The sequence below is a fragment of the Schaalia odontolytica genome, from assembly GCF_005696695.1.
Lineage (GTDB): Bacteria > Actinomycetota > Actinomycetes > Actinomycetales > Actinomycetaceae > Pauljensenia > Pauljensenia odontolytica_C.
The window spans coordinates 1,596,920-1,616,193 of sequence record NZ_CP040006.1 but is presented as its reverse complement, the minus strand read 5'-3'; the positions used below and the strand labels follow the sequence as shown (position 1 = coordinate 1,616,193).

18 protein-coding genes and 1 tRNA gene are annotated in these 19,274 nt (G+C 66.8%); 12 read left to right on the top strand and 7 right to left on the bottom strand.

Translation table 11 applies throughout. The features are described from left to right. Positions 1-191: 191 nt before the first annotated feature. Complete coding sequence (locus FBF35_RS07105) at positions 192-1,535, bottom strand: nicotinate phosphoribosyltransferase (RefSeq protein ID WP_060567606.1); 1,344 nt, start codon at positions 1,533-1,535, stop codon at positions 192-194. A gap of 81 nt (positions 1,536-1,616) precedes the next feature. Between FBF35_RS07105 and clpS the strand changes: the two genes are divergently transcribed. Genes clpS through FBF35_RS07085 form a run of 4 tightly spaced genes read left to right on the top strand, consistent with a single transcriptional unit; the run spans position 1,617 to position 4,122 of the window. Continuing rightward, entirely contained in the window at positions 1,617-1,904 is a 288-nt protein-coding gene (gene clpS, locus FBF35_RS07100; RefSeq protein WP_060567607.1) for an ATP-dependent Clp protease adapter ClpS, read from the top strand. Between the two features lie 4 nt (positions 1,905-1,908). Further along, positions 1,909-2,481, top strand: coding sequence for a DUF2017 family protein (locus FBF35_RS07095; RefSeq protein ID WP_060567608.1), 573 nt, complete (start codon positions 1,909-1,911; stop codon positions 2,479-2,481). 16 nt (positions 2,482-2,497) lie between these two features. After that, entirely contained in the window at positions 2,498-3,328 is an 831-nt protein-coding gene (gene murI / locus FBF35_RS07090) for a glutamate racemase (RefSeq protein ID WP_060567609.1), read from the top strand. Next, a complete protein-coding gene (locus FBF35_RS07085; protein WP_060567610.1) occupies positions 3,325-4,122 on the top strand; it encodes an MBL fold metallo-hydrolase in 798 nt (265 codons plus the stop codon). Before murI ends, FBF35_RS07085 begins: the two co-directional genes overlap by 4 nt. A 44-nt stretch (positions 4,123-4,166) precedes the next feature. Here the strand turns inward: FBF35_RS07085 and FBF35_RS07080 are convergent, their stop codons facing one another. Beyond that, a complete protein-coding gene (locus FBF35_RS07080; protein WP_060567611.1) occupies positions 4,167-5,084 on the bottom strand; it encodes a LysR family transcriptional regulator in 918 nt (305 codons plus the stop codon). Positions 5,085-5,170: 86 nt separating this feature from the next. Here FBF35_RS07080 and FBF35_RS07075 point away from each other — a divergent pair, with 86 nt between their 5' ends. Both FBF35_RS07075 and FBF35_RS10635 read left to right on the top strand, forming a co-directional pair. Further along, positions 5,171-5,503, top strand: a complete 333-nt coding sequence (locus FBF35_RS07075) for a CBU_0592 family membrane protein (protein WP_034464201.1) — start codon at positions 5,171-5,173, stop codon at positions 5,501-5,503. 251 nt (positions 5,504-5,754) lie between these two features. After that, positions 5,755-5,877: a hypothetical protein gene (locus FBF35_RS10635; RefSeq protein ID WP_256323451.1), complete on the top strand. Its 123-nt coding sequence runs from the start codon at positions 5,755-5,757 to the stop codon at positions 5,875-5,877. Between the two features lie 75 nt (positions 5,878-5,952). Here the strand turns inward: FBF35_RS10635 and rdgB are convergent, their stop codons facing one another. Then, a complete protein-coding gene (gene rdgB, locus FBF35_RS07070) occupies positions 5,953-6,567 on the bottom strand; it encodes an RdgB/HAM1 family non-canonical purine NTP pyrophosphatase (protein ID WP_060567612.1) in 615 nt (204 codons plus the stop codon). Then, on the bottom strand, positions 6,564-7,331 hold the full coding sequence (rph, locus tag FBF35_RS07065; RefSeq protein WP_060567613.1) for a ribonuclease PH: 768 nt from the start codon (positions 7,329-7,331) through the stop codon (positions 6,564-6,566). The genes rdgB and rph overlap by 4 nt, the downstream gene beginning before the upstream one ends. Before the next feature lie 36 nt (positions 7,332-7,367). On the opposite strand from rph, the gene nudC reads away from it, so the two are divergent. Next, positions 7,368-8,303 carry an NAD(+) diphosphatase gene (gene nudC / locus FBF35_RS07060; RefSeq protein WP_060567614.1) on the top strand — a complete coding sequence of 312 codons (936 nt, stop codon included), beginning with the start codon at positions 7,368-7,370 and terminating at the stop codon, positions 8,301-8,303. 26 nt (positions 8,304-8,329) lie between these two features. Then, the gene (locus tag FBF35_RS07055; RefSeq protein ID WP_082632920.1) at positions 8,330-10,345 is read left to right on the top strand and encodes an ATP-dependent DNA helicase UvrD2; all 2,016 of its coding nucleotides are present in this window, start codon (positions 8,330-8,332) and stop codon (positions 10,343-10,345) included. Position 10,346: 1 nt separating this feature from the next. Here the strand turns inward: FBF35_RS07055 and FBF35_RS07050 are convergent, their stop codons facing one another. Next, positions 10,347-11,225 (bottom strand): hypothetical protein, encoded by an 879-nt coding sequence (locus FBF35_RS07050; RefSeq protein WP_060567616.1) that lies wholly within the window; start codon positions 11,223-11,225, stop codon positions 10,347-10,349. Positions 11,226-11,335: 110 nt separating this feature from the next. Beyond that, complete coding sequence (locus tag FBF35_RS07045; protein WP_060567643.1) at positions 11,336-12,802, bottom strand: zinc-dependent metalloprotease; 1,467 nt, start codon at positions 12,800-12,802, stop codon at positions 11,336-11,338. A 136-nt stretch (positions 12,803-12,938) separates the two neighbouring features. Between FBF35_RS07045 and FBF35_RS07040 the strand changes: the two genes are divergently transcribed. Beyond that, positions 12,939-14,120 (top strand): PDZ domain-containing protein, encoded by a 1,182-nt coding sequence (locus FBF35_RS07040; protein WP_060567617.1) that lies wholly within the window; start codon positions 12,939-12,941, stop codon positions 14,118-14,120. A 105-nt stretch (positions 14,121-14,225) separates the two neighbouring features. Here FBF35_RS07040 and FBF35_RS07035 read toward each other — a convergent pair whose 3' ends face one another. Next, the gene (locus FBF35_RS07035) at positions 14,226-14,795 is read right to left on the bottom strand and encodes a PPA1309 family protein (protein WP_034464220.1); all 570 of its coding nucleotides are present in this window, start codon (positions 14,793-14,795) and stop codon (positions 14,226-14,228) included. A 182-nt stretch (positions 14,796-14,977) separates the two neighbouring features. Between FBF35_RS07035 and FBF35_RS07030 the strand changes: the two genes are divergently transcribed. The 3 genes from FBF35_RS07030 to FBF35_RS07020 all read left to right on the top strand — a co-directional run bounded on the left by FBF35_RS07030 (position 14,978) and on the right by FBF35_RS07020 (position 19,147). Continuing rightward, the gene (locus FBF35_RS07030) at positions 14,978-17,995 is read left to right on the top strand and encodes a UPF0182 family protein (protein WP_060567618.1); all 3,018 of its coding nucleotides are present in this window, start codon (positions 14,978-14,980) and stop codon (positions 17,993-17,995) included. 193 nt (positions 17,996-18,188) lie between these two features. Further along, complete coding sequence (locus FBF35_RS07025; RefSeq protein WP_241772586.1) at positions 18,189-18,956, top strand: hypothetical protein; 768 nt, start codon at positions 18,189-18,191, stop codon at positions 18,954-18,956. 114 nt (positions 18,957-19,070) lie between these two features. Continuing rightward, positions 19,071-19,147: transfer RNA gene (locus FBF35_RS07020), tRNA-Met, on the top strand. Positions 19,148-19,274 lie beyond the last annotated feature (127 nt).

Below are 19,274 nucleotides of genomic sequence, written 5' to 3'. Positions count from 1 at the left end.
CGGGTAACAAGTTTCTTTGTAGATTCAGCAGTCGACGAGGGCTCAGGCTTGCAGTACAGGGCCATGCGTTCTGCGCGGATTTGCGGGCATGAAAAGCCTCCCATTCCCTGGACTTCAATGTCGATGTCCAAGAAACGGGAGGCAGTTCAGTGAAGGACGAGGCCGGGGCTTCGTTCAGTGAGAGCTGAGGGTCAGTCGACCTGCTCGTAGCGCGTGGGGATTGCGACCTCGCCCTCGGACAGGCGCCACGCCTGGTAGGGCAGCTCGTTGCGGGCGCGCAGGTGGCGCTCCTGGGCGCGGGACAGCGCCTCGGGGCCCCAGGCTTCGGCGTCGATCTGGCCGCCGCGGACCAGCTGGACCTGCAGCGGGCGGGCGCCGCGCTCGGCCAGCAGAGCCTGGCCCTCCTCGAAGGACGTGCCGACGAGCAGGAGCTCCTCGGTCGCGTAGCCGTCCTCGCCCATGACGCGGCCGGCAACCTTGCGTCCGCCGACCGTGGACTTTGACTCGGCCTTCTTGGCCACAGACACGATCTGGCCGTTGCTATCCTCGCGCTGGACAACCTTGTAGACCAGGGCGGCCGTCGGGACGCCCGAACCCGTCACGAGCTTGGTGCCCACGCCGTAGGAGTCCACGGGGGCCGCGCCGAGGGCGGCGATCGCGTACTCGTCCAGGTCGGAGGTCACCGTGATCTTCGTGGTGGTCGCGCCCATCGCGTCGAGCTGTCCGCGCACCTTGAACGCTTCAGCGACCAGGTCGCCGGAGTCCAGGCGCACCGCGCCCAGCTCGCCGCCGGCAGCGCGCGCAGCCTCGACCGCGTTGATGACGCCCTGCCTGATGTCGTAGGTGTCCACGAGCAGGGTCGTGCCCGCGCCCAGCTTGGCGACCTGAGAGTCGAAGGCGTCGCGTTCGCTGTCGTGCAGGAGCGTGAACGCGTGGGCGGCCGTGCCGATGCAGCGGATCCCGTAGCGCTTGGCTGCCTCGAGGTCGGAGGTGCCCTGGAAACCGCCGATGATGGCGGCGCGGGCGGCGGAGACCGCGGCGCGTTCGTGGGCACGGCGAGCACCCATGTCCATGCAGGGACGGCCGTGGGCGGCGATCGTCATACGCGAGGCGGCGGAAGCCACCGCGCAATCGTGGTTGAGGATCGACAGGAGCAGCGTCTCCAGGAGCGTGCAGTCCGCGAACGTGCCCTCAACGGTCAGCAGGGGAGAGCCGGGGAAGTAGCACTCGCCCTCGGCGTAGCCCCAGATGTCGCCCGTGAAACGCCACGAAGCCAGGAACTGCGCGGCCTCCTCGGAGATGATCCCCTGGTCGCGCAACCAATCGATCTGTTCAGCGTCGAACTCGAAGCGTTCCAGGGCCTCGAGAATGCGACCGGTGCCGGCGACAACGCCGAAGCGTCGCGTGGCGGGCAGGCGGCGCCCAAACAGCTCAAACGTGCAGCGACGATGCGCGGTGCCATCCTTCAGGGCGGCGTCGAGCATCGTGAGCTCGTACATATCAGTCAGCAATGAAGTAGATGTTGATGCAGGCATACTGTGAGCCTACCCTGAGAAGCGTGTCACCGGGGTGCGAATTTCCTTCCCTGATACCCAAATACGCCTTAGTGTTGACGTATGACAACGATCTTCCAACCCGCGTCCCGCACGCACGAGGCACCCACCGCGGTGCCGCGTTGGCGTGCCGTCGTGTGGGACGATCCTGTCAACCTCATGAGCTACGTGAGCGCCGTGTTTCGCCAGTATTTCGGCTATTCCAGCGCCCGCGCTGAGGAACTTATGATGGCCGTTCATACGCGCGGGCGCGCCACCGTTTCCACGGGCGTGCGCGAACGCATCGAGGCGGACGTCATGGCCATGCACTCGTACGGTCTGCGCGCCACCATCGAAGAGGACCGGGACTGAGGAAATGGAAGGCTTCGCTCTTCGAGACGGTGTCTACGCCTCGTCGATGAGCGACGGCGAGGCGCTCCTCCTGCGCCAGTTGGCGACGGAGGTTCTCGTCGTCCTGGATGATCCCGGTGAGTACGCCGCGACCTCGTCCATGGTGAATGCCGCCACCGAGACCGAGCAGCGCCGAGACGAACCCCGTGAACGCACTCTGCGTATGCTGCTGCCCTCGATGAGCGAGGACGATGAAGATGCTGGCCGCCTGCGCGCCCTCACCGAGGATTCTCTGCGCACCGACAAGTCCGTTCGTTTGCGTTCGATCGTCAGCGATCTTGACCACATCGTCCACGGCGAGAGCGACACCCTGAGGATCCAGCCCGAGGCCGTGTGGTCCTGGCTGGGTGCGCTCAACGACATTAGGCTCGGCTTAGCCGGTGAGCTGGACCTATCGGATCAACACGACGCTCAGCGCATCGAAGAATTGGCGCTCAGTGAGCCGACGGGGGAGCGCTCGCAAACCGTCGCCGCCATCTATATGCTCATCACATGGTGGCAGGACTCACTCCTAGAAGCCGTCAATAATTCCCAGTAACGCATAAGGTCGATACATGAACAACGCCCCGATCGGAATTTTCGACTCGGGCCTAGGTGGGCTGACGGTGGCTCGCGCAGTCATCGACAAGCTGCCCGACGAAGAAATCATCTACCTGGGCGACACCGAGCACACGCCTTACGGTCCGCGAGCTATCGCGCAGGTTCGCTCGCTGACGCTCTCCGCTCTCGACGAGCTGGCCTCGCGCGGCGTGAAGGCTCTCGTCATCGCCTGCAACACGGCGACGGCCGCCGCGCTCGCGGACGCTCGGGAACGCTACTGGATCGATGCCGGGATCCCCGTCATCGAGGTCATCACCCCGGCGGCACGCCAGAGCGTTATCGCCACGCGTAACCACCATGTGGGCGTCATCGGTACGAAGGCCACCATCCAGTCCGAGGCGTACCTGCGTGCGCTCGCAGCCGTCCCCGGGCTGACGGTCAGCCAGCAGGCCTGCCCCGCTTTCGTTGACTTCGTCGAGGCCGGGGTGACCACGGGCGAGGAGATCGAGGCCGTGGCGCGCGAGTATCTGACCCCGCTGAAGGAAGCGGGCGTGGATACGCTGATCCTGGGGTGCACGCACTACCCGCTGCTCACCGGTGTTATCGGCCGCATTATGGGCGAGGGGGTTACGCTCGTGACCTCCTCGGAGGCGACCGCGAACGTCACCTATAACGAGCTCGTGGACAGCGGGCTCCTTCACGATCCGTGGCCCGCGGGTGAGGGGCCGCAGCATCAGTTCCTGGCAACGGGCGCTTCCGACGCGTTCCCGCGCCTGGCGCGCCGTTTCCTTGGCCCCGAGGTGGGTTCCGTCGCTCGCGTGAACACCGGCGGTGGTATCGCGTGAAGTTGACTGTCATCGGCGCTACCGGTTCGATGTCTGGCCCGGAGTCGCCGGCCTCGTCCTACCTTGTTCAGGCCCGAGGCCTGGACCCTCGAACGGGGGAGGAGCGGACCTTCTCGCTCGTGTGCGACTTGGGTCCCGGTTCCTTCGGGGCGCTGTGGGCGCACGTGTGCCCGTGCGAGCTCGACGCCCTCGCGCTGTCCCATTGCCACGCCGACCACATGGGCGACATCATCTCCCTGCAGGTCTACCGCAAGTGGGGCCCGGGAGCGGCCGCATCCGCGCTGCCCCTGTACGGGCCCGCCGAGACGATGCGTCGCGTGCGCCAGATCGAAGACGCGCCGGACGACGAGGCATACGAGGTTGAATTCGCCTTCACCCACATGCAGTTGGGCGAGGCCTACCAGGTGGGCCCCATGACGATCCGCCCCTACCGTGCCCTGCACCCGGTCGAGGCCTTTGGCCTGCGCATCGAGGGCCCCTCCGAGGAGGATCCGGAGCGCCTGGTGTCGCTGTTCTACACGGGGGACACCGACCTGTGTGACACGATCATCGAGGGCGCGCGCGGTGTCGACGTGCTCCTCAGCGAGGTCGGCTTCACGAGCGACGAGACCGAGCCCGACATGCACATGGATGGCGTGCGCGCGGGCGAGGTTGCCGCGCGAGCCGGAGTGGGCCGAATGATCGCGACCCACATCCAGCCGTGGACGCCTCGCGATCGGGTGGCCTCCGAAGTGCGACAGACCTGGTCTGGTCCCCTCGACTTCGCGACCTCCGGGATGCAGGTCAGCCTCTGAGCCGACCCTCGCCCCGTCGATGGGTGAGGCGAGGCGCTCCTCGGTCAGTCGCTAGACGTCGAGTACGAGGCGTTGTGGCGCTTCCACTCCGCCAAGTATGTGGCCACGCGAGCCGGGCCTGACGCCTCGGACCATCCGTGATTCTTGTGGCGCAGCAGGATCTTACGAGTGCCCAGCGACGGCAGCGGCGTGATGCGCATGCCCTCCGTGTGGGCCCCGGCCAACGCCATGGCTGGAAGGATCGTCGAACCCGTGCGGGCGCGCACGAGGGCTCGGGCGGCCTCGTAGGTCGTGTACAGGTGGGGCGCCCAGCGTGTGTCCGGGAAGGCCTTCGTAATACGGCGCATGACGTGGTCGCCGCTGGTGCCCGGATTGACGCGCAGCCAGGTGAGGTCCGCGAGGTCTTCGATCGAGCCGATCGGGGGAGCGGAGTCCGGGGTGACGAGCATCCAGGGTTCGTCGAGGAAGGGAACGTCCGTGTACCCGCGAGGGGCCAGGCCCGGGTCCTCGTCTCGTTCGATGACGAGGATGTCGTACTGGCCGGTGCGCAGCGCGGCCATGCCCGGGGTCTCTTCTGTTTCCTCGATGCGCAGGTCGACGCCGGGCAGGGCTTCCGCGAGGTCGGGGAGTGCGGGGATGAGGGTGGAGCGGCAAATTGTCAGGAACGCCCCAATGGTGACCGTTCCCGTCACCTGGCCGGTGAGGGGGCGTAGCGCCTTGAGGGCTTCCTCGATGTCGGCGTTGATGCGCTCGCCTGCCTCGGCGACGATCGTGCCCGCCGGGGTGAGAATCGCGCCGGACGTGGTGCGTTCGACGAGTTTGAGGCCGACTTCCTCCTCAAGTTTCTGGATCTGCTGGGACACTGCCGAGGGCGAGACCATGAGGATGTCGGCGGCGGCAACGATGCCGCCTTCGCGCGCGACGGACAGAAGGAAAGGCAGGCGGCGGGGGTCAATATCCACGCGAACTCCTTCGTTAAGTGAAACTGTAAGATAACTATAGAACCATTCAATTGTGCTTGACTAGCGGAAGGTGCATCATATGAGTCATGACGATCTCATCTCTTGTAATTCCGGTCCTCGGTTGGCTGGGTGCGGGCGCCTCTATCGCCGCCTACTACCTGGTTTCCTCCAAGCGCTTCGCTCCCGACTCCCTGCGCTACCACTCTCTCAATGTCTCCAGCTGCATTCTGCTGGCCCTCGCATGTGCATCCACCGGCGCGTGGCCGTCCTTCCTGACGAACGCCATCTTCATCGGTGTCGGCTGCACCATGATCTGGCGCGTGCGTGACCGCCTCGCGCGCCGCATCATGCAGGTCGTTCGCTTCTTCGACGTGCGCCGCTTCCTGCCGCGTCGTGCGCGCCTGGCGCGCGCTCGCTGACTCTTCGCTGAATTGGGGTGGTGAGGGGGCAGGCCGTGGGCCTGCCCCCTCACTGTATCCACCGGCTGATTAATTAAGAGAAGTGACCCTCTTCAGTCAAGAATTTTCCAAGCTGCACCAAGGAAAAGTCCGTAAGAAACGCTTCATAGAAAAATAAGAAAATATCGATGGAAAACATGGACAATCAGGCGCACTATGGCAGTACGACGCGGTGACAGATCCATCGCACTGTACTCAAAGAGGAGCACACAATGTCTCGTTTCGTCGCATCACTCCTTCATCGCCTCGCCCATCACCGCAGGTGGCGCCAACAGCGCAACCCCCTGCAGTTCTCGATGGACCGCCCCATCTTCGGCAACCTCGTCGCCCGTTGATGGCGCGCCTGCGGGCGCAACACACAAGTGCCGGACACCCTCGGGTGCCCGGCACATTTGTGTCTGCGGTGCTTCTCAGCCGCGCAGGTACTCCACGATGTGGGGCATGAGGGCGCGGAAGGCGATGCCGCGGTGGCTGATCGCGTTCTTCTGTTCCGCGCTCATCTGAGCGGTCGTGACCTCGAAGCCCTCGGGGACAAAGATCGGGTCGTAGCCGAACCCGCCCTCGCCGCGAGGGGAACGCGTCAGGGTGCCGCGCACCTCGCCGCGCTCGACGAACTCGCGACCGTCCGGGGTGACGAGGACAGCAGCCGACACGAAGGCCGCACCACGGTGGGCGTCGGGAACGTCGGAGAGCTGATCGATGAGCAAACGCAGATTCGCCGCATCGTCCCCGTGGGAGCCGGCCCAGCGCGCGGAGAAGATACCGGGCGCTCCGCCCAGCACGTCCACCGTGATGCCGGAGTCGTCGGCGATGGCAGCCAGGCCGGTGGCGCGAGCCAGCGCGCGGGCTTTGATGAGGGAGTTCTCCTCGAAGGTCACACCGTCCTCGACCGGGGAAGCCACGTCGAAATCGCTCATGCGCGCCACGCAGCCGGCCTCGAAGCCCTCCCACGCGGGGGCCAGGATGGCCTCGAGCTCGCTGACCTTGTGCGCGTTGGAGGTTGCGAAGACCAGGCGCGCGCTCACGGGCGCACCTCGACGCGCTCCATGAGGGGAGCCTCAAGCGCGAGCTTCTGCGCCTCCGCGAGTCGGGCGTTACCCAGCGTCGCCAGGTCCAGCAGCTCGTTGAGTTCATCGCGGTTGAAGGGGGCGTGCTCGGCGGTGCCCTGCACCTCGATGAAGCGGCCGTCGCCCGTCTGGACGACGTTCATGTCGGTTTCGGCGCGCACGTCCTCGACGTAGGGCAGGTCCAGCATGGGGGTGCCGTCGATGATGCCCACGGAGATCGCGGAGATCGAGTCGGTGAGGACCTTGGCGGAGGGTTTGAGGATGCCCTGCTCCTTCGCCCAGCTCACGGCGTCGGCGAGGGCCACGTAAGCGCCCGTGATCGCCGCGGTGCGGGTGCCGCCGTCGGCGCGCAGAACGTCGCAGTCCAGGACGATCGTGTTCTCGCCGAGCGCGGAAACGTCGACGATGCCGCGCAGGGAGCGGCCAATGAGGCGCGAGATTTCCTGGGTGCGGCCGCCCACCTTGCCCTTGACGGACTCTCGGGAGGAGCGCTGCTCAGTCGCACGCGGGAGCATCGAGTACTCGCCGGTGACCCAGCCTTCGCCGGAGTCGCGCTTCCAACGCGGCACGCCCTCAGTGAAAGAGGCGACACACAGGACGCGGGTGTTACCGAACTCGATGAGGACGGAACCCTCACCGGTACCCGACCAGCCGCGGGTAATAGAGACGGGGCGGAGCTGGGAGGGGGTGCGCCCATCGGCGCGCAGGGGAGTATTTGTCATAGTGCCTAGGGTAGCCCACCGCGTTACCGTGGAGTTATGAGTCTTGATCTACCTCTCGTCCGTGGTCACGTCGACCCGGCTGTCGCCCTGCGCGAATCCGTGGCTCCCGTTGCCCTGGTACGTGCCGGTGAGGCCGATGTCATCCTCGTGGACGGCGCCGGCTTCGTTCTCCTCGACGAGGCCGAGGCATCCCCCTTGGGAGTCCCTGTCCTGCGGCGCCTGAGTGGGGACGAGGCCGTGCATGCGCTCGAGGGGGCCACGGCCTCGTTCATCGGGGTCGCGCGGGGACGCTCCGTCGTCGCGATCGAGACGAGCCGGGACGAGGCCCGGGGTCGCTGGGAGCATCTGCGCGCGGTCGGGTGGCAGCTCGACGGTGACGACGCGGCCCTGGCGCTGACCGCGCTCGCGCTCGCGGGCTGGCACGCCAACTACCGCTTCTGCCCGCGCTGTGGGGCTCCGGTGCAGCTGGTGTCCGGCGGGTGGGCCGCGCGATGCGAGACGTGTGATCGGCTGGAATACCCGCGCCAGGACCCGGCGATCATCGTCCTCGTCGAGGATCATGACGGGCGCGTTCTCCTGGCGCACAACGCGCTGTGGCGGCCCGGCTTCGTGTCGATCATCGCCGGCTACGTCGAGGCCGGGGAGTCCCCGGACGTCACGGTTGCCCGCGAGGTCGCCGAGGAGGTGGGCGTCGAGATCGAGACGCCTACCTACGTCGCGACGCAGCCGTGGCCCTTCGGGCGTTCGCAGATGATGGGATACCGGGCTCGCACCGCCTCGCCGCGCCCCACCCCGCAGGCGGACGGCGTGGAGATCGAGTGGGCGCGCTTCTACAGCCGCGACGAGCTGACCCACGCGCTGGAATCCGGAGAGATTAGTGCCCCCGGTCGTGCCTCGATCGCCTACGCGCTGCTGCGGGAATGGTACGGCGAGGAGCTGCCGAGCGGCCCGGACGGCGCGGGACGCAACTGAGCATGGGCGATGGAACAATGGGGACCATGAACCCCGAGGAACTGCTGGAGGCCCTGGACCCCGATCAGCGCGCCGTCGCCACGCAGGTCGCTGGCCCGCTCGCCGTCCTGGCGGGTGCGGGCACCGGCAAGACCCGCGCGATCACGTACCGCATCGCGTACGGGGCGGCCGTTGGCGCCTTCGACCCGTCCAACGTGCTCGCCGTGACCTTCACGCAGCGCGCAGCCTTCGAAATGCGCCACCGCCTGGCCCAGCTGGGTGTTCCAAAGGCTCAGGCGCGCACCTTCCACTCCGCCGCGCTGCGCCAGCTGCGCCATTTTTGGCCCACCGTCGTGGGTGGCCCGCTGCCGGACGTCATCCCGCACAAGGCCTCCCTCGTCGCGGCTTCCGCTGCGCGCCTGGGGATCACGATCGACCGCACGAGCGTGCGCGATATCGCGGCCGAGGTCGAATGGGCGAAGGTCTCGATGATCGACGCCGCCCACTACGCTTCGCGCGTGGCTCGCCTGCGCCGCGACGTGCCCGCCGGGCTGGATGCGGGCGACATGGCGCGCCTCCTCGACGTGTACGAGGACGCGAAGAACGAACGCGGCGTCATCGACTTTGAGGACATCCTCATCTACCTGTGCGGCATGCTGCAGGAACGCACCGACGTCGCCTCGATCGTGCGCAAGCAGTACCGCTCCTTCGTGGTCGATGAGTTCCAGGACGTCAACCTTCTGCAGGCTCGCCTGCTCGACCTGTGGCTGGGTGGGCGCCACGACGTGTGCGTCGTCGGCGACGTCGCGCAGACCATCTACTCCTTTACGGGCGCGTCCCCGGACTACCTGACCGGTTTCGGACGCAAGCATCCGGGCGCACGCATCGTCGAGCTGACCCGCGACTATCGTTCGACCCCGCAGATCGTGAGCTTGGCGAACGACGTCTTGGCCCGCTCGACCCAGCGTGAGGGCACGGTGCGCCTGTCCAGCCAGCGCGACGGCGGCGCCCAGGTCACCTACCGCACCTACGACGACGATCGAGCCGAGGCCGAGGGCGTCGCAGCCTCGATCGCAGACCTCATCGCGGGCGGGATGGCACCCCATTCGATCGCAGTCCTCATGCGCACCAACGGCCAGTCACAGGCCTTCGAAGAGGCCCTGGGAGCGCGCGGTATTCCCGTCGCCGTCGCCGGGGGAAAGCCCTTCTTTGCGCGTGACGACGTGCGTACCGCCATCTCGCGCCTGCGGGCCGCGGCGGCGGCCGCCACCGACGACGGGAGCGTGGGCGAGATCGTGCGCGACGTCCTCTCGGGCGTCGGCTGGGCACCCGAGGCACCCTCCGGCCAGGCGGGATCAGAGCGCTGGTCCAACATGAACGCGATCGTCGGCTGGGCGGACGACAGCGAGGCGGAGACGCTCGCCGCCTTTGTGGCGGAGCTCGACGAACGCGTCGCCTACCAGGTCGAACCGGACAAGGCTGGTGTCGAGCTGGCCACGATCCACGCGGCGAAGGGCCTCGAATGGGACGCCGTCTTCCTCGTCGGCGTCGCCGAAGGCCTCCTGCCGATCTCGTACGCAAAGACCGCCGCCGCACGCGAGGAAGAGCGTCGCCTGCTGTACGTGGCCGTCACCCGTGCCCGCGACCTGCTGACCCTGTCGTGGGCGCGCTCGCGGGGCGCGGATGGGCGCGGCAAACGCAAGCGCAGTCGCCTGCTCGACGGTATCTGGCCCGAGGAAGTGGGCGTGGGCGCGCCGAAGAAGAAGGCGCGTGCCTCCACGCGCGCCCTCAACCAGGCCTTCGAGGAGGAGGCCTCACCCCAGGCGATCGAGCTCTTCGGGCGCCTCAAGGCGTGGCGTCTCGAGGTCTCGCGCCAGGCGGGCGTGCCGCCTTTCGCCGTGTTTACCGATCAGACCCTGCGTGATATCGCCCAGGCCATGCCAAAGAACACGACGCAGCTGCGCGTTATCCGTGGCATCGGTGACGTGAAGGTGCAACGCTTTGCCGCCCCGGTGCTCGCATTGGTACGCGGCGAAGAGGTCATCGTCGACGAAGGGGCCTGAGCTAGCAGGCGACGCCGTCGATGCCGCAGACGCATTCGTGGGCGCCGATCGCACGTTCGACGGTGATGGTTCCGTCCTCGTCGACCGTGGCGATCTCGGCGCACAGGTGCGGGGTGAGTGCCCCTGAGGCGAAGTCGCGCAGCAGGCGGGCAATCCGCAGGGCGGCCGCGAAGTGTGCCAGCTGGGGGAGCGGTCCGAGTGGCCACTGGGCGAGTTCTCGCAGGTGGGTGAGGTGGTAGGGGTCCTGCTCGGCGCGCGCGTGCTCGATGCAGTGGAAGCATGGCGTGGAGCCGGGAATCACGAACGGCCCAATCTCGTATGAGTGCTCTCCGCGCGTGATGAGCAGGTGGGGTGTGTCTGCGGCCATCAGTTCGAAGGGGATGCCGGGATCCTGCGCCCGATCCGCCGACACGAGGGCGACGTCCGGCGCGTCCTGGGCGTGCAGGTCGGGCAGCGGGATCAGTGAGGAGAGTTCTCGGCGCACCGCACGCGAGCGCGGCGTACCCGTGTAGGCGCCGCCGAACACGTGATCCCAGTCGCCGTCCACCAGGGTGGGCGCGTCGATACGGAGCCGCAGTGCGAGGGTGTCGACCAGCGAACGGAGCGCGAGGATAGCGGCTGGTACCGCGCCGAGAACGCCTACGGACAGGAGTGGGCGTCGGTCGGGATGCTCCACGAGGTCTGCCGCGGCCAGCGCAGCGAGGAGGCTGGGGGAAGCCTTGGGAGAGTCCGACGCGTGAACGGGCCTGGCCTGGCTGGCGAGCCAGAGCTGGTCGCTTGCGTGCAGGTCGTCGAGGCGCACGTGTCGGGCGCGGTCACCACCGATTTGGACGCTGCCCGGGCCGCGCCACAGGATCGCCGTGTGATGCATCAGGTTCATGATGGTCTCCTTCAGTTTGTGACTGTTAGAGACATGATGAACCTATGTGTGTCGCCCGCGTGGTGTTTTGGAAAATCTGTGGATAACTTGTCAGATCGTTCCCGTATGTATCAGTCTGTCGCGTCCTTGGGGGTGGATGCTTCGGGGTCCTCGGGTGCGTCATCCGAGCCGGCCGAGGCCTCGTCCCCGGGTTCCAGGCCATCCGCCCAGCCAAGCGTTCCATCCAGGAGCGAGTTGAGTGCGGCGTCGATATCCGCGTCCTCCTCGGCCGCAGCCCGGCGCAGCGTCAGGAAGGTGTCCGGCGTGGCCAGCTCCGTCTCGGAGGGAACCATATCCGGGTGTGACCACAGGGCCTCGCGAGCGTCGCGCCCGCCGTCGGCCTCCACCAGCGCAAAGATCGACGCGGCGCCGCGCGCCTGACGCGGGCGCATCTGCAGACCCATGAGTGTCCCGAGGATCTCCTCCGCGGGGCCGCCCGACGCGCGGCGGCGACGCATCATTTCGCGCAGCGCATCCGCGTGGGGCAGGTAGGGCAGGGTAGCGCGGGCCGTCACGACCTCGACCCAGCCCTCGATGAGGGCCAACATCGTCTCCAGGCGTGTGAGTGCACGACGCTGATCGGGCGTCGTCGACAGTGCGAACACGCCGCCGCTGAGCGCCGATTCGACGGACGACGGGTCAGAGGGATCCACCGAGCGCGCAGCCTCGGAAATCGCCTCCGTGTCGATCGCGATCTGGGACGCGTAGCGCTCGACCGCGCGCACCAGATCGCCCTCCAGCCACGGGACCGAGGCGAAGAGTCGGCGATGCGCCGCCTCGCGCACGGCGAGGAACTGACGGACCTCATCGAAGGGGATGTCGAGCCCCTCGGAGAACTGCGCGACGTTGTGCGGCAGCAGGGCGGCGTGCGACGTGTCCGACAGGGGGATGCCCGTGTCGAAGGTGCCGAACGACTCACCGGCCAGGGCAGCCAGCGCGCGTGCGATCTGCGCGGAGAACATCATCGCCGACAGGCGCGGCATCATTTCCTGTGTCTTGCCGAGCATTGCAGCCATGCCGTCCGGCAGGGAGGCTGCGTCCCCCAGGCCCTCGGGACCGAACTGCTCCGAGAGGGCGGCGGACAGGGCGCGCGACACGTTGAGTGCGACGGGCTCGCAGATACGCTTCCACGTCGGAATCGTGTGCTCGACCCACGCGACTTTGCTCCACACGTCGCGGGTGACCGGGCCGGAGGCGAAATCGGTGACCGCATCGAGCCACAGGTCCGCGACCGTCATTGCCTGACGCGCGGCCTCGGCCTCCGTGGCTGTGGGGGAGGGATCGCCGCTCGCGTACGCCGCCTGCTTTGCACTGTCCTCCACCATGCGCCAGTTGACGGGGCCGGCCGTCGTGTTCATGAGGAACTGGAACTGACCCATCGCCGCGCGCATACGCGCGGGATCGGAAAACTCCGGGGGAAGATTCGCGGGATCGAAACCCTGAGCCTGCAGGGCGCGTGCGGCCTCAGCTGCCGCCTCCTCGCCCAGGATCGAGCGCAGGAAGTCCTCAAACGGGGTGCCGGAGTCAAACTCGTTCATGACCACAGACTAGCCGCCCGTTGTTCGCGAGGGCTGACAATCTTCTGTAAAAACGCTGAGAGCTGAAGGGGTGGCGCGCGGCGCGCGTGCGCAGGGGGAGCGGGTGGGACACAATGACACGGTGAACGATGCGCAGATGACCTCGGAGAATATCGAGCTGGTGCCCCTGCAGGAGGACGACTCCGCCCGGCGTATCCCCATCGTCAGCTGGCGGATCGTCACGGCGGTCCTCGCCGCGCTCGCCATGGTGGCGATCCTCTTCTGGATCCCCGTTCCCTTCGTGGTCAACAGCCCCGGCCCGACCTTCAATGTGCTGGGATCCGACAACGGAGTTCCCATGCTTCAGATCGAGGGAACCGACCCCGCAACGGGGGAACCGATCCAGCAGGACGAGCCTCAGTCCACCTCGTACAAGGCACCCGCGAAGCCGGGGCAGGGGCAGCTGCGCATGGTGACGGTCTCCGAATCGGGAAACCCCAAGTCTCGCCTGAACTTCGCGCAGCTCATCGCCGCGTACTTTGACCCGCACAGCAAGATCGTGGACTACGAGTCGGTGTATCCCAAGGGATTGACGCAGGAACGGTCGAGCGCGGCTCAGCTGGCCATGATGCGCAACTCGCAGACGACCTCGCAGGTCGCCGCCCTCGAGTACCTCGGGTGGGAGGTCCCCGCGACGGTCACGATTGAGGGTGCGGTCGAGGGAACCAACGCGGAAGGGGTCGTCCAACAGGGAGACATCCTCCGCGCGATCATGACCCCCGACGGCGTACGCCACGAGATCACCAGCGCCGCAACTCCTTTCGCGCTCATGCGCTCGGTGCCGGCCGGCTCCACGATGACGCTGACGATCGAGCGAGAAGGCGCCACGCAGGACGTCTCCTTCGCATCCGTCGCCGCGTCCGCCACCGAGAGCGGCTCCAAGCTCGGCGTCTACCTCTCCGTCGACCCCGCCCTGCCCGTCGACATCACCGTCAACATCGACGGCGTGGGTGGCCCCAGCGCCGGCATGATGTTCTCACTCAGCATCATCGATCGCCTGACCCCCGGTGACATGACCGGCGGCAACGTTATCGCGGGCACCGGAACCATGTCCTACGACGGGCAAGTCGGAGGCATCGGCGGCATCCAGCAGAAGCTGTGGGGCGCGCACCGCGACGGGGCCCAGTGGTTCCTCGCCCCTTCCGAAAACTGTAACGAGGTCGTCGGACACGTCCCCGATGGGCTGCGCGTCGTCTCGGTGTCCACCCTCGACGAGGCAGTGAACGCCGTGCGTTCCATCGCCGACGGCACCGGGGACGCCCTGCCGACCTGCCAGTAGCGCGGGGGCGCTCTCAAGCCCGCCCACCGACTTTCGTCAGGTGGGCGACAAAGGGCCCCGGCCTCGTCCATCTGGTCCGGACGAGGCCGGGGCCTCTCAACGCTGTCAGGCTTGCTCGTCCGTCACCGGCTCGAGAGACGCGCGCAGGGCGTCCACTAGCGCGGGGACGAGCGCCGAGCCCTGCCCGACCTTGTCGTCAGAGTCGAAGGCGCGGGTGCGCAGCGCGCACCACGATTCGCCCGTACGCATCACGCCAACGGCCAGACGCACGTCCGTGCGCAGGGGGTGATTCGAGATGAAGGCCAGGGCTTCGTCGGGGTCCTCGGGGGCCTCGTCCTCGACCTCCGGCGGAACGACGATGCGCTCGACGGTCAGTGCGGCGCCCGGAACGGTCTCGGGCCAGGCCAGATGCGCCAGAACCTGCTCGATGTCGTCGTCAGCCAGGTCCTCCTGGATGATCGCGCTCAGGTGGTCTTCGGTCCCATCCCAGCCCGCGCGCAGCTGCTCGGCAATGTCAGCAGGCAGATTCGGGTCGGCCAGCAGCATCGCAGTGGGCACCAGCGCGTAGATGGACGGGGCGTGATCCCAGCCCACGCGGGCCGCGCCCTTCTCGATATCGACAACCACGTTGGCCAGCGCGATCTCGCGCGCGCTCGGCATCATTTCAACAGTCATGCCCCCATAATCTCACGGAGAGCGAATAAGACAGAGACGAAGAAGTGCATGTGCGCGGCTACACTGGATCGGAGCCGAACGGTTTTACAGAGAGGACTGCCGTGAGCTTCAATTTTTCGGTCTTCCCCCCGGGGGGAGCGCGTGCGCCCCGAGACCCCGATAGTCGACCCGTCGAGCTGAAGATGCATAAGCCCGGCCCCGGAGCGATCACTCTGGGCGTCCTGATCGCGATCGGCGCGATCATCTACGCTGCGTCGATCGTGTGGACCGAGATCCTGTGGTTCCGCCAGATGAGCGCCACCCGCGTCATCCTCACCCAGTGGGGAGCGCACATCGGCCTGTTCGTCGTCGGATTCGTCGTGGCCACGGCCCTCATTTTCTTCTCGATGTCCTACGCGTACCGGCATCGCGCCTCCTCGACGCGCGGGCAGGCGTCGGCCTCCCTGCGCGCCTACCAGAAGGCTCTCGAGCCCGTGCGCCGATTCGCGTTCTGGGGCGTTGCTCTGTTCTTCGGTTTCACGAACGGTGCTCGCCTGGCCACGGAGTGGCAGACGCTGCTCCAGTTCCTCAACCGCTCCTCCTTCGATCAGGTTGATCCCCAATTCGGTCTGGACATCTCGTTCTTCGTGTTCGTCCTGCCCGCGCTGAAGGTCCTCGTGTCCTTCCTGCTGACCGTCACCGCCATCGCCCTCATTGCGGCCCTCATCGTGTCCTACCTGTACGGAACGATCCGCCTGGCGCCGCGCCCCCACGCCTCGAAGCAGGCGCGCCTGCAGTCCGGTTTGATGGCCGCCTGCCTGTCGCTCTTCATCGCCGTGAACTACTGGCTGGGCCGCTACGAGCTGCTCACCTCGGACTCCGGCTCCATTCATGGCGCCATGTACTCCGATATCAACGCGACGCTGCCCGCGCACTCCATCCTGGCGGTCATCTCCGGACTCGTCGCGGTCCTCTTCGTCGTCGCGGCCTTCAAGGGCACGTGGCGCCTGCCGGTGACCGGCGTCGCGGTCACGGTGATCGCGGCCCTCGTCCTGGCCGGCGCCTACCCGGCCCTCGTCGAACAGTTCCGCGTGCGCCCCAACCAGCGCAGCCTTGAATCTCCGTACATTCAGCGCAACATCGACGCCACGCTGGCCGCCTACGGCCTGCAGGACGTCGACTATCAGACGAACTACGACGCGGCCACCACGGCCTCGGCCGGTCAGTTTGACACCGAGTCCCTCACCTCCCAGGTGCGTCTGCTCGACCCGCAGGTCATCACAAAGACCGTTCAGCAGCTCCAGCAGTCTCGCCTGTACTACGGCTTCAACTCGGGCATGAAGGTCGACCGCTACAACGTGGGCGGGGAGCGCCGCGACACCGTGATCTCTGTGCGTGAGCTCAACCTCTCGGGCCTGTCCGCCGAGCAGCAGACCTGGGTGAACCAGCACACCGTCTACACTCACGGCTACGGCGCGGTTGCCGCATACGGCAACCAGCTGACCAGTGACGGCCTGCCCTCCTACTGGGAGCAGTCCGTGCCCTCCGTCGGCGAGATGGGTGACTACGAGGAGCGTGTCTACTTCAGCCCCGGCTCGCCCGACTACTCGATCGTCGGCGCCCCCGAGGGTTCCGAGCCTCAGGAGCTCGACTACCCGGACGACACCGCGGTCGGCGGCCAGGTCTCCACGACATTCGTCGGCAACGGTGGCCCCTCCGTGGGCAACGTGTGGAACAAGCTCCTGTACGCGATCAAGTTCGGATCCACGGACCTGTTCTTCTCCTCGCAGACGAACGAGGCCTCGCAGATCCTCTACAATCGCGATCCCCTCCAGCGCGTCGCGAAGGTCGCGCCCTACCTGACGCTCGAACAGTCCGCCTACCCGGCGGTCGTCGACATGGATGGTGATGCCTCGACCCCCAAGCGCCTCGTGTGGGTCGTCGACGCGTACACGACTACGAACAACTACCCGTACGCGCAGCACGAGACCCTCTCGAATGCGACCGTTGACTCTCGCTCTACTGAGGTTGGCCAGTACGTCCAGGCCAACAAGATCAACTACATGCGTAACTCCGTCAAGGCCATTGTCGACGCCTACGACGGCTCCGTGCGCCTGTTCCGCTGGGATGACCAGGATCCGATCCTGCGCACCTGGGAAAAGATCTACCCCGGCAGCGTCGAGCCCGTCTCGGCGATCTCGGGCGATCTCATGAGCCACCTGCGCTACCCGGAGGACATGTTCAAGGTCCAACGCAACCTGCTCGCCACGTACCACGTGACCGACGCTGCCGGCTTCTACTCCGGCGGTGACCGTTGGCGCCTGGCCGAGGAGACCTCCACCCACGGCGCAGCCTCCAGCTCCGACTCCTCCACGCGCGTGGACGCGGCGGGCAACCCCGTGCCCGCTCCGACCGCTCTGCAGCCGCCGTACTACCTGACCATGCAGATGCCCGGCCAGGACAGTGCTGAGTTCTCCCTGACCTCGGTCTTCGTGCCCGGTGGTGGCGGCGAGGGCCGGCGCGAGGCCATGGCGGGCTTCCTCGCCGTCGACTCTGAGACCGGTAACACCCCCGGCCAGGTGCGTGAGGGATACGGCAAGCTCCGCCTGCTCGCCCTGCCCTCGTCGACGACCGTGCCCGGCCCCGGCCAGGTACAGAACAAGTACGACTCCGACGAGAAGATCGCTACCCAGCTCAACCTGCTGAACCAGGCCGACTCGACGGTGATCCGAGGTAACCTCCTGACACTGCCGGTCGGCGGCGGCCTCCTCTACGTCCAGCCCGTCTACGTGCAGGGCACCGGCTCCGCGTCCTACCCCGTGCTCCGCTCGGTTCTGACCGCCTTCGGTGACAAGGTCGGCTTCGCGCCCACCCTTGAGGAATCGCTGCGCCAGCTCGTCGCCGACGATGGTAGTGCGACGACGCCGCAGACGCCGCCAGCGAGCGACGACGGCAGCCAGTCGGGTGCGACCCCGCCGGCCGCCTCGGGCGACGCGAACGCCCGCCTGACGCAGGCCATCAACGATGCCGCTCAGGCCATGCGTGACGCCGATTCGGCGATGAGCAAGTCCGATTGGACCGCCTTCGGCCAGGCTCAGACTCGTCTGCGCGACGCCCTGGCCCGCGCCGAGGCTGCCCAGCAGGAGCTCGGTGCGGCGACGCCCACACCGACGCCCAGCCCGAGCCCATCTGCCACGAGTGGTGCCCAAAGCGGCTCATAACTGCTGACGGAAGCCGCCGCGCGCCCGGTCCCGCCGATTACACGTCGTGAGGGGGCCGGGCGCGCGGCCGTTCGGGGGAGCATCGTGAGGGGCGCTTTCCCTGCGTGAGTTGTCGACCGGCATGCCCCGGTGCGTCGTTGCTATGGTGAGGGCATCTGTCCCTGGGACCCATCGACATCGTGGAAGGAAGACGATGACTCTCCCCAACAACCCCTTCTCTGCGCCTTCGGGCGTGCCTCAGCCGAGCGAGGCTCCGGCGGGTACTTCCTCGCTGCCTGCACCGATGAGTGCTCCCGTGATGGTGGCGCCGGTCGCCGATCCTTATGGCGCGGCGCCCCTGTATGCTGGTCCATCGAATACGGCTCGTTCGTCGCTATCCATGCGCGGACGCATCGCCGCGTGGATGATCATTATCCTCCAGGGGATCTCCCTGGTGAATGGATTCATTCCCTATCACTTCGATCATCTCGACGACTACGTAAGCCAGTTCTCGAACCCGTTGTTCTGGCTGTGGCGTCTGATTGACATCGTTGTCATCACGCTTGCGGTGCTCTACATCCGCAAGGGCGCTGTCATTGCGCGCTACGTCGCCGCGTCCATCATTTTGGTGCTGTTCTTCATCGTCACACCGGTCATGTTCGTTGCTAATGATTCTGTCTGGTACCACGCGTTCGTGCCTGAGCCCGGGATTTATGAGCTCGGACTCTTGGGTGCGCGCTTGCTCCTGATGCGGGCGATTGCTTGGATCTGTGTCATCGCCGCGATCCTGCTCGCGATCCCGGACTTCAAGTCGACGCCCTCGCCCTATGCGATGAGCGTTCCCGTCCCTGCCCCAGGAGCGGCTCCGGTCGGCCACGTCGCGTCGCCGTCGATGGCGCCCGAGGGTGCTTCGTCCGAGGCGGCGCCCGAGGCCTCGTCCGCTCAGGCGACGAACGTGTCAGGGTTCGCCGCGCCCCAGTGAACGCATTGGATATGTGTGGATGTGTCCCGGCTGACAGATACTGACCGCTGGGACGTAAATCACCGCGCACGGTTTGTGCCCTCCCGGTCGATGCGCTAGAGTATCTAGAGCCGACGCGGGGTGGAGCAGTTCGGTAGCTCGCCGGGCTCATAACCCGGAGGTCGCAGGTTCAAATCCTGTCCCCGCTACCACCACAGACCCGGTCCCGTGAGGGGCCGGGTCTTTTGTTTCACGCCGATGTTTCATGGTGTGAACGTCTTGACGTATACAACCCTCGGCGCGATAGTATTGGCTGTTCGCCATCAGGAACTGCACCTA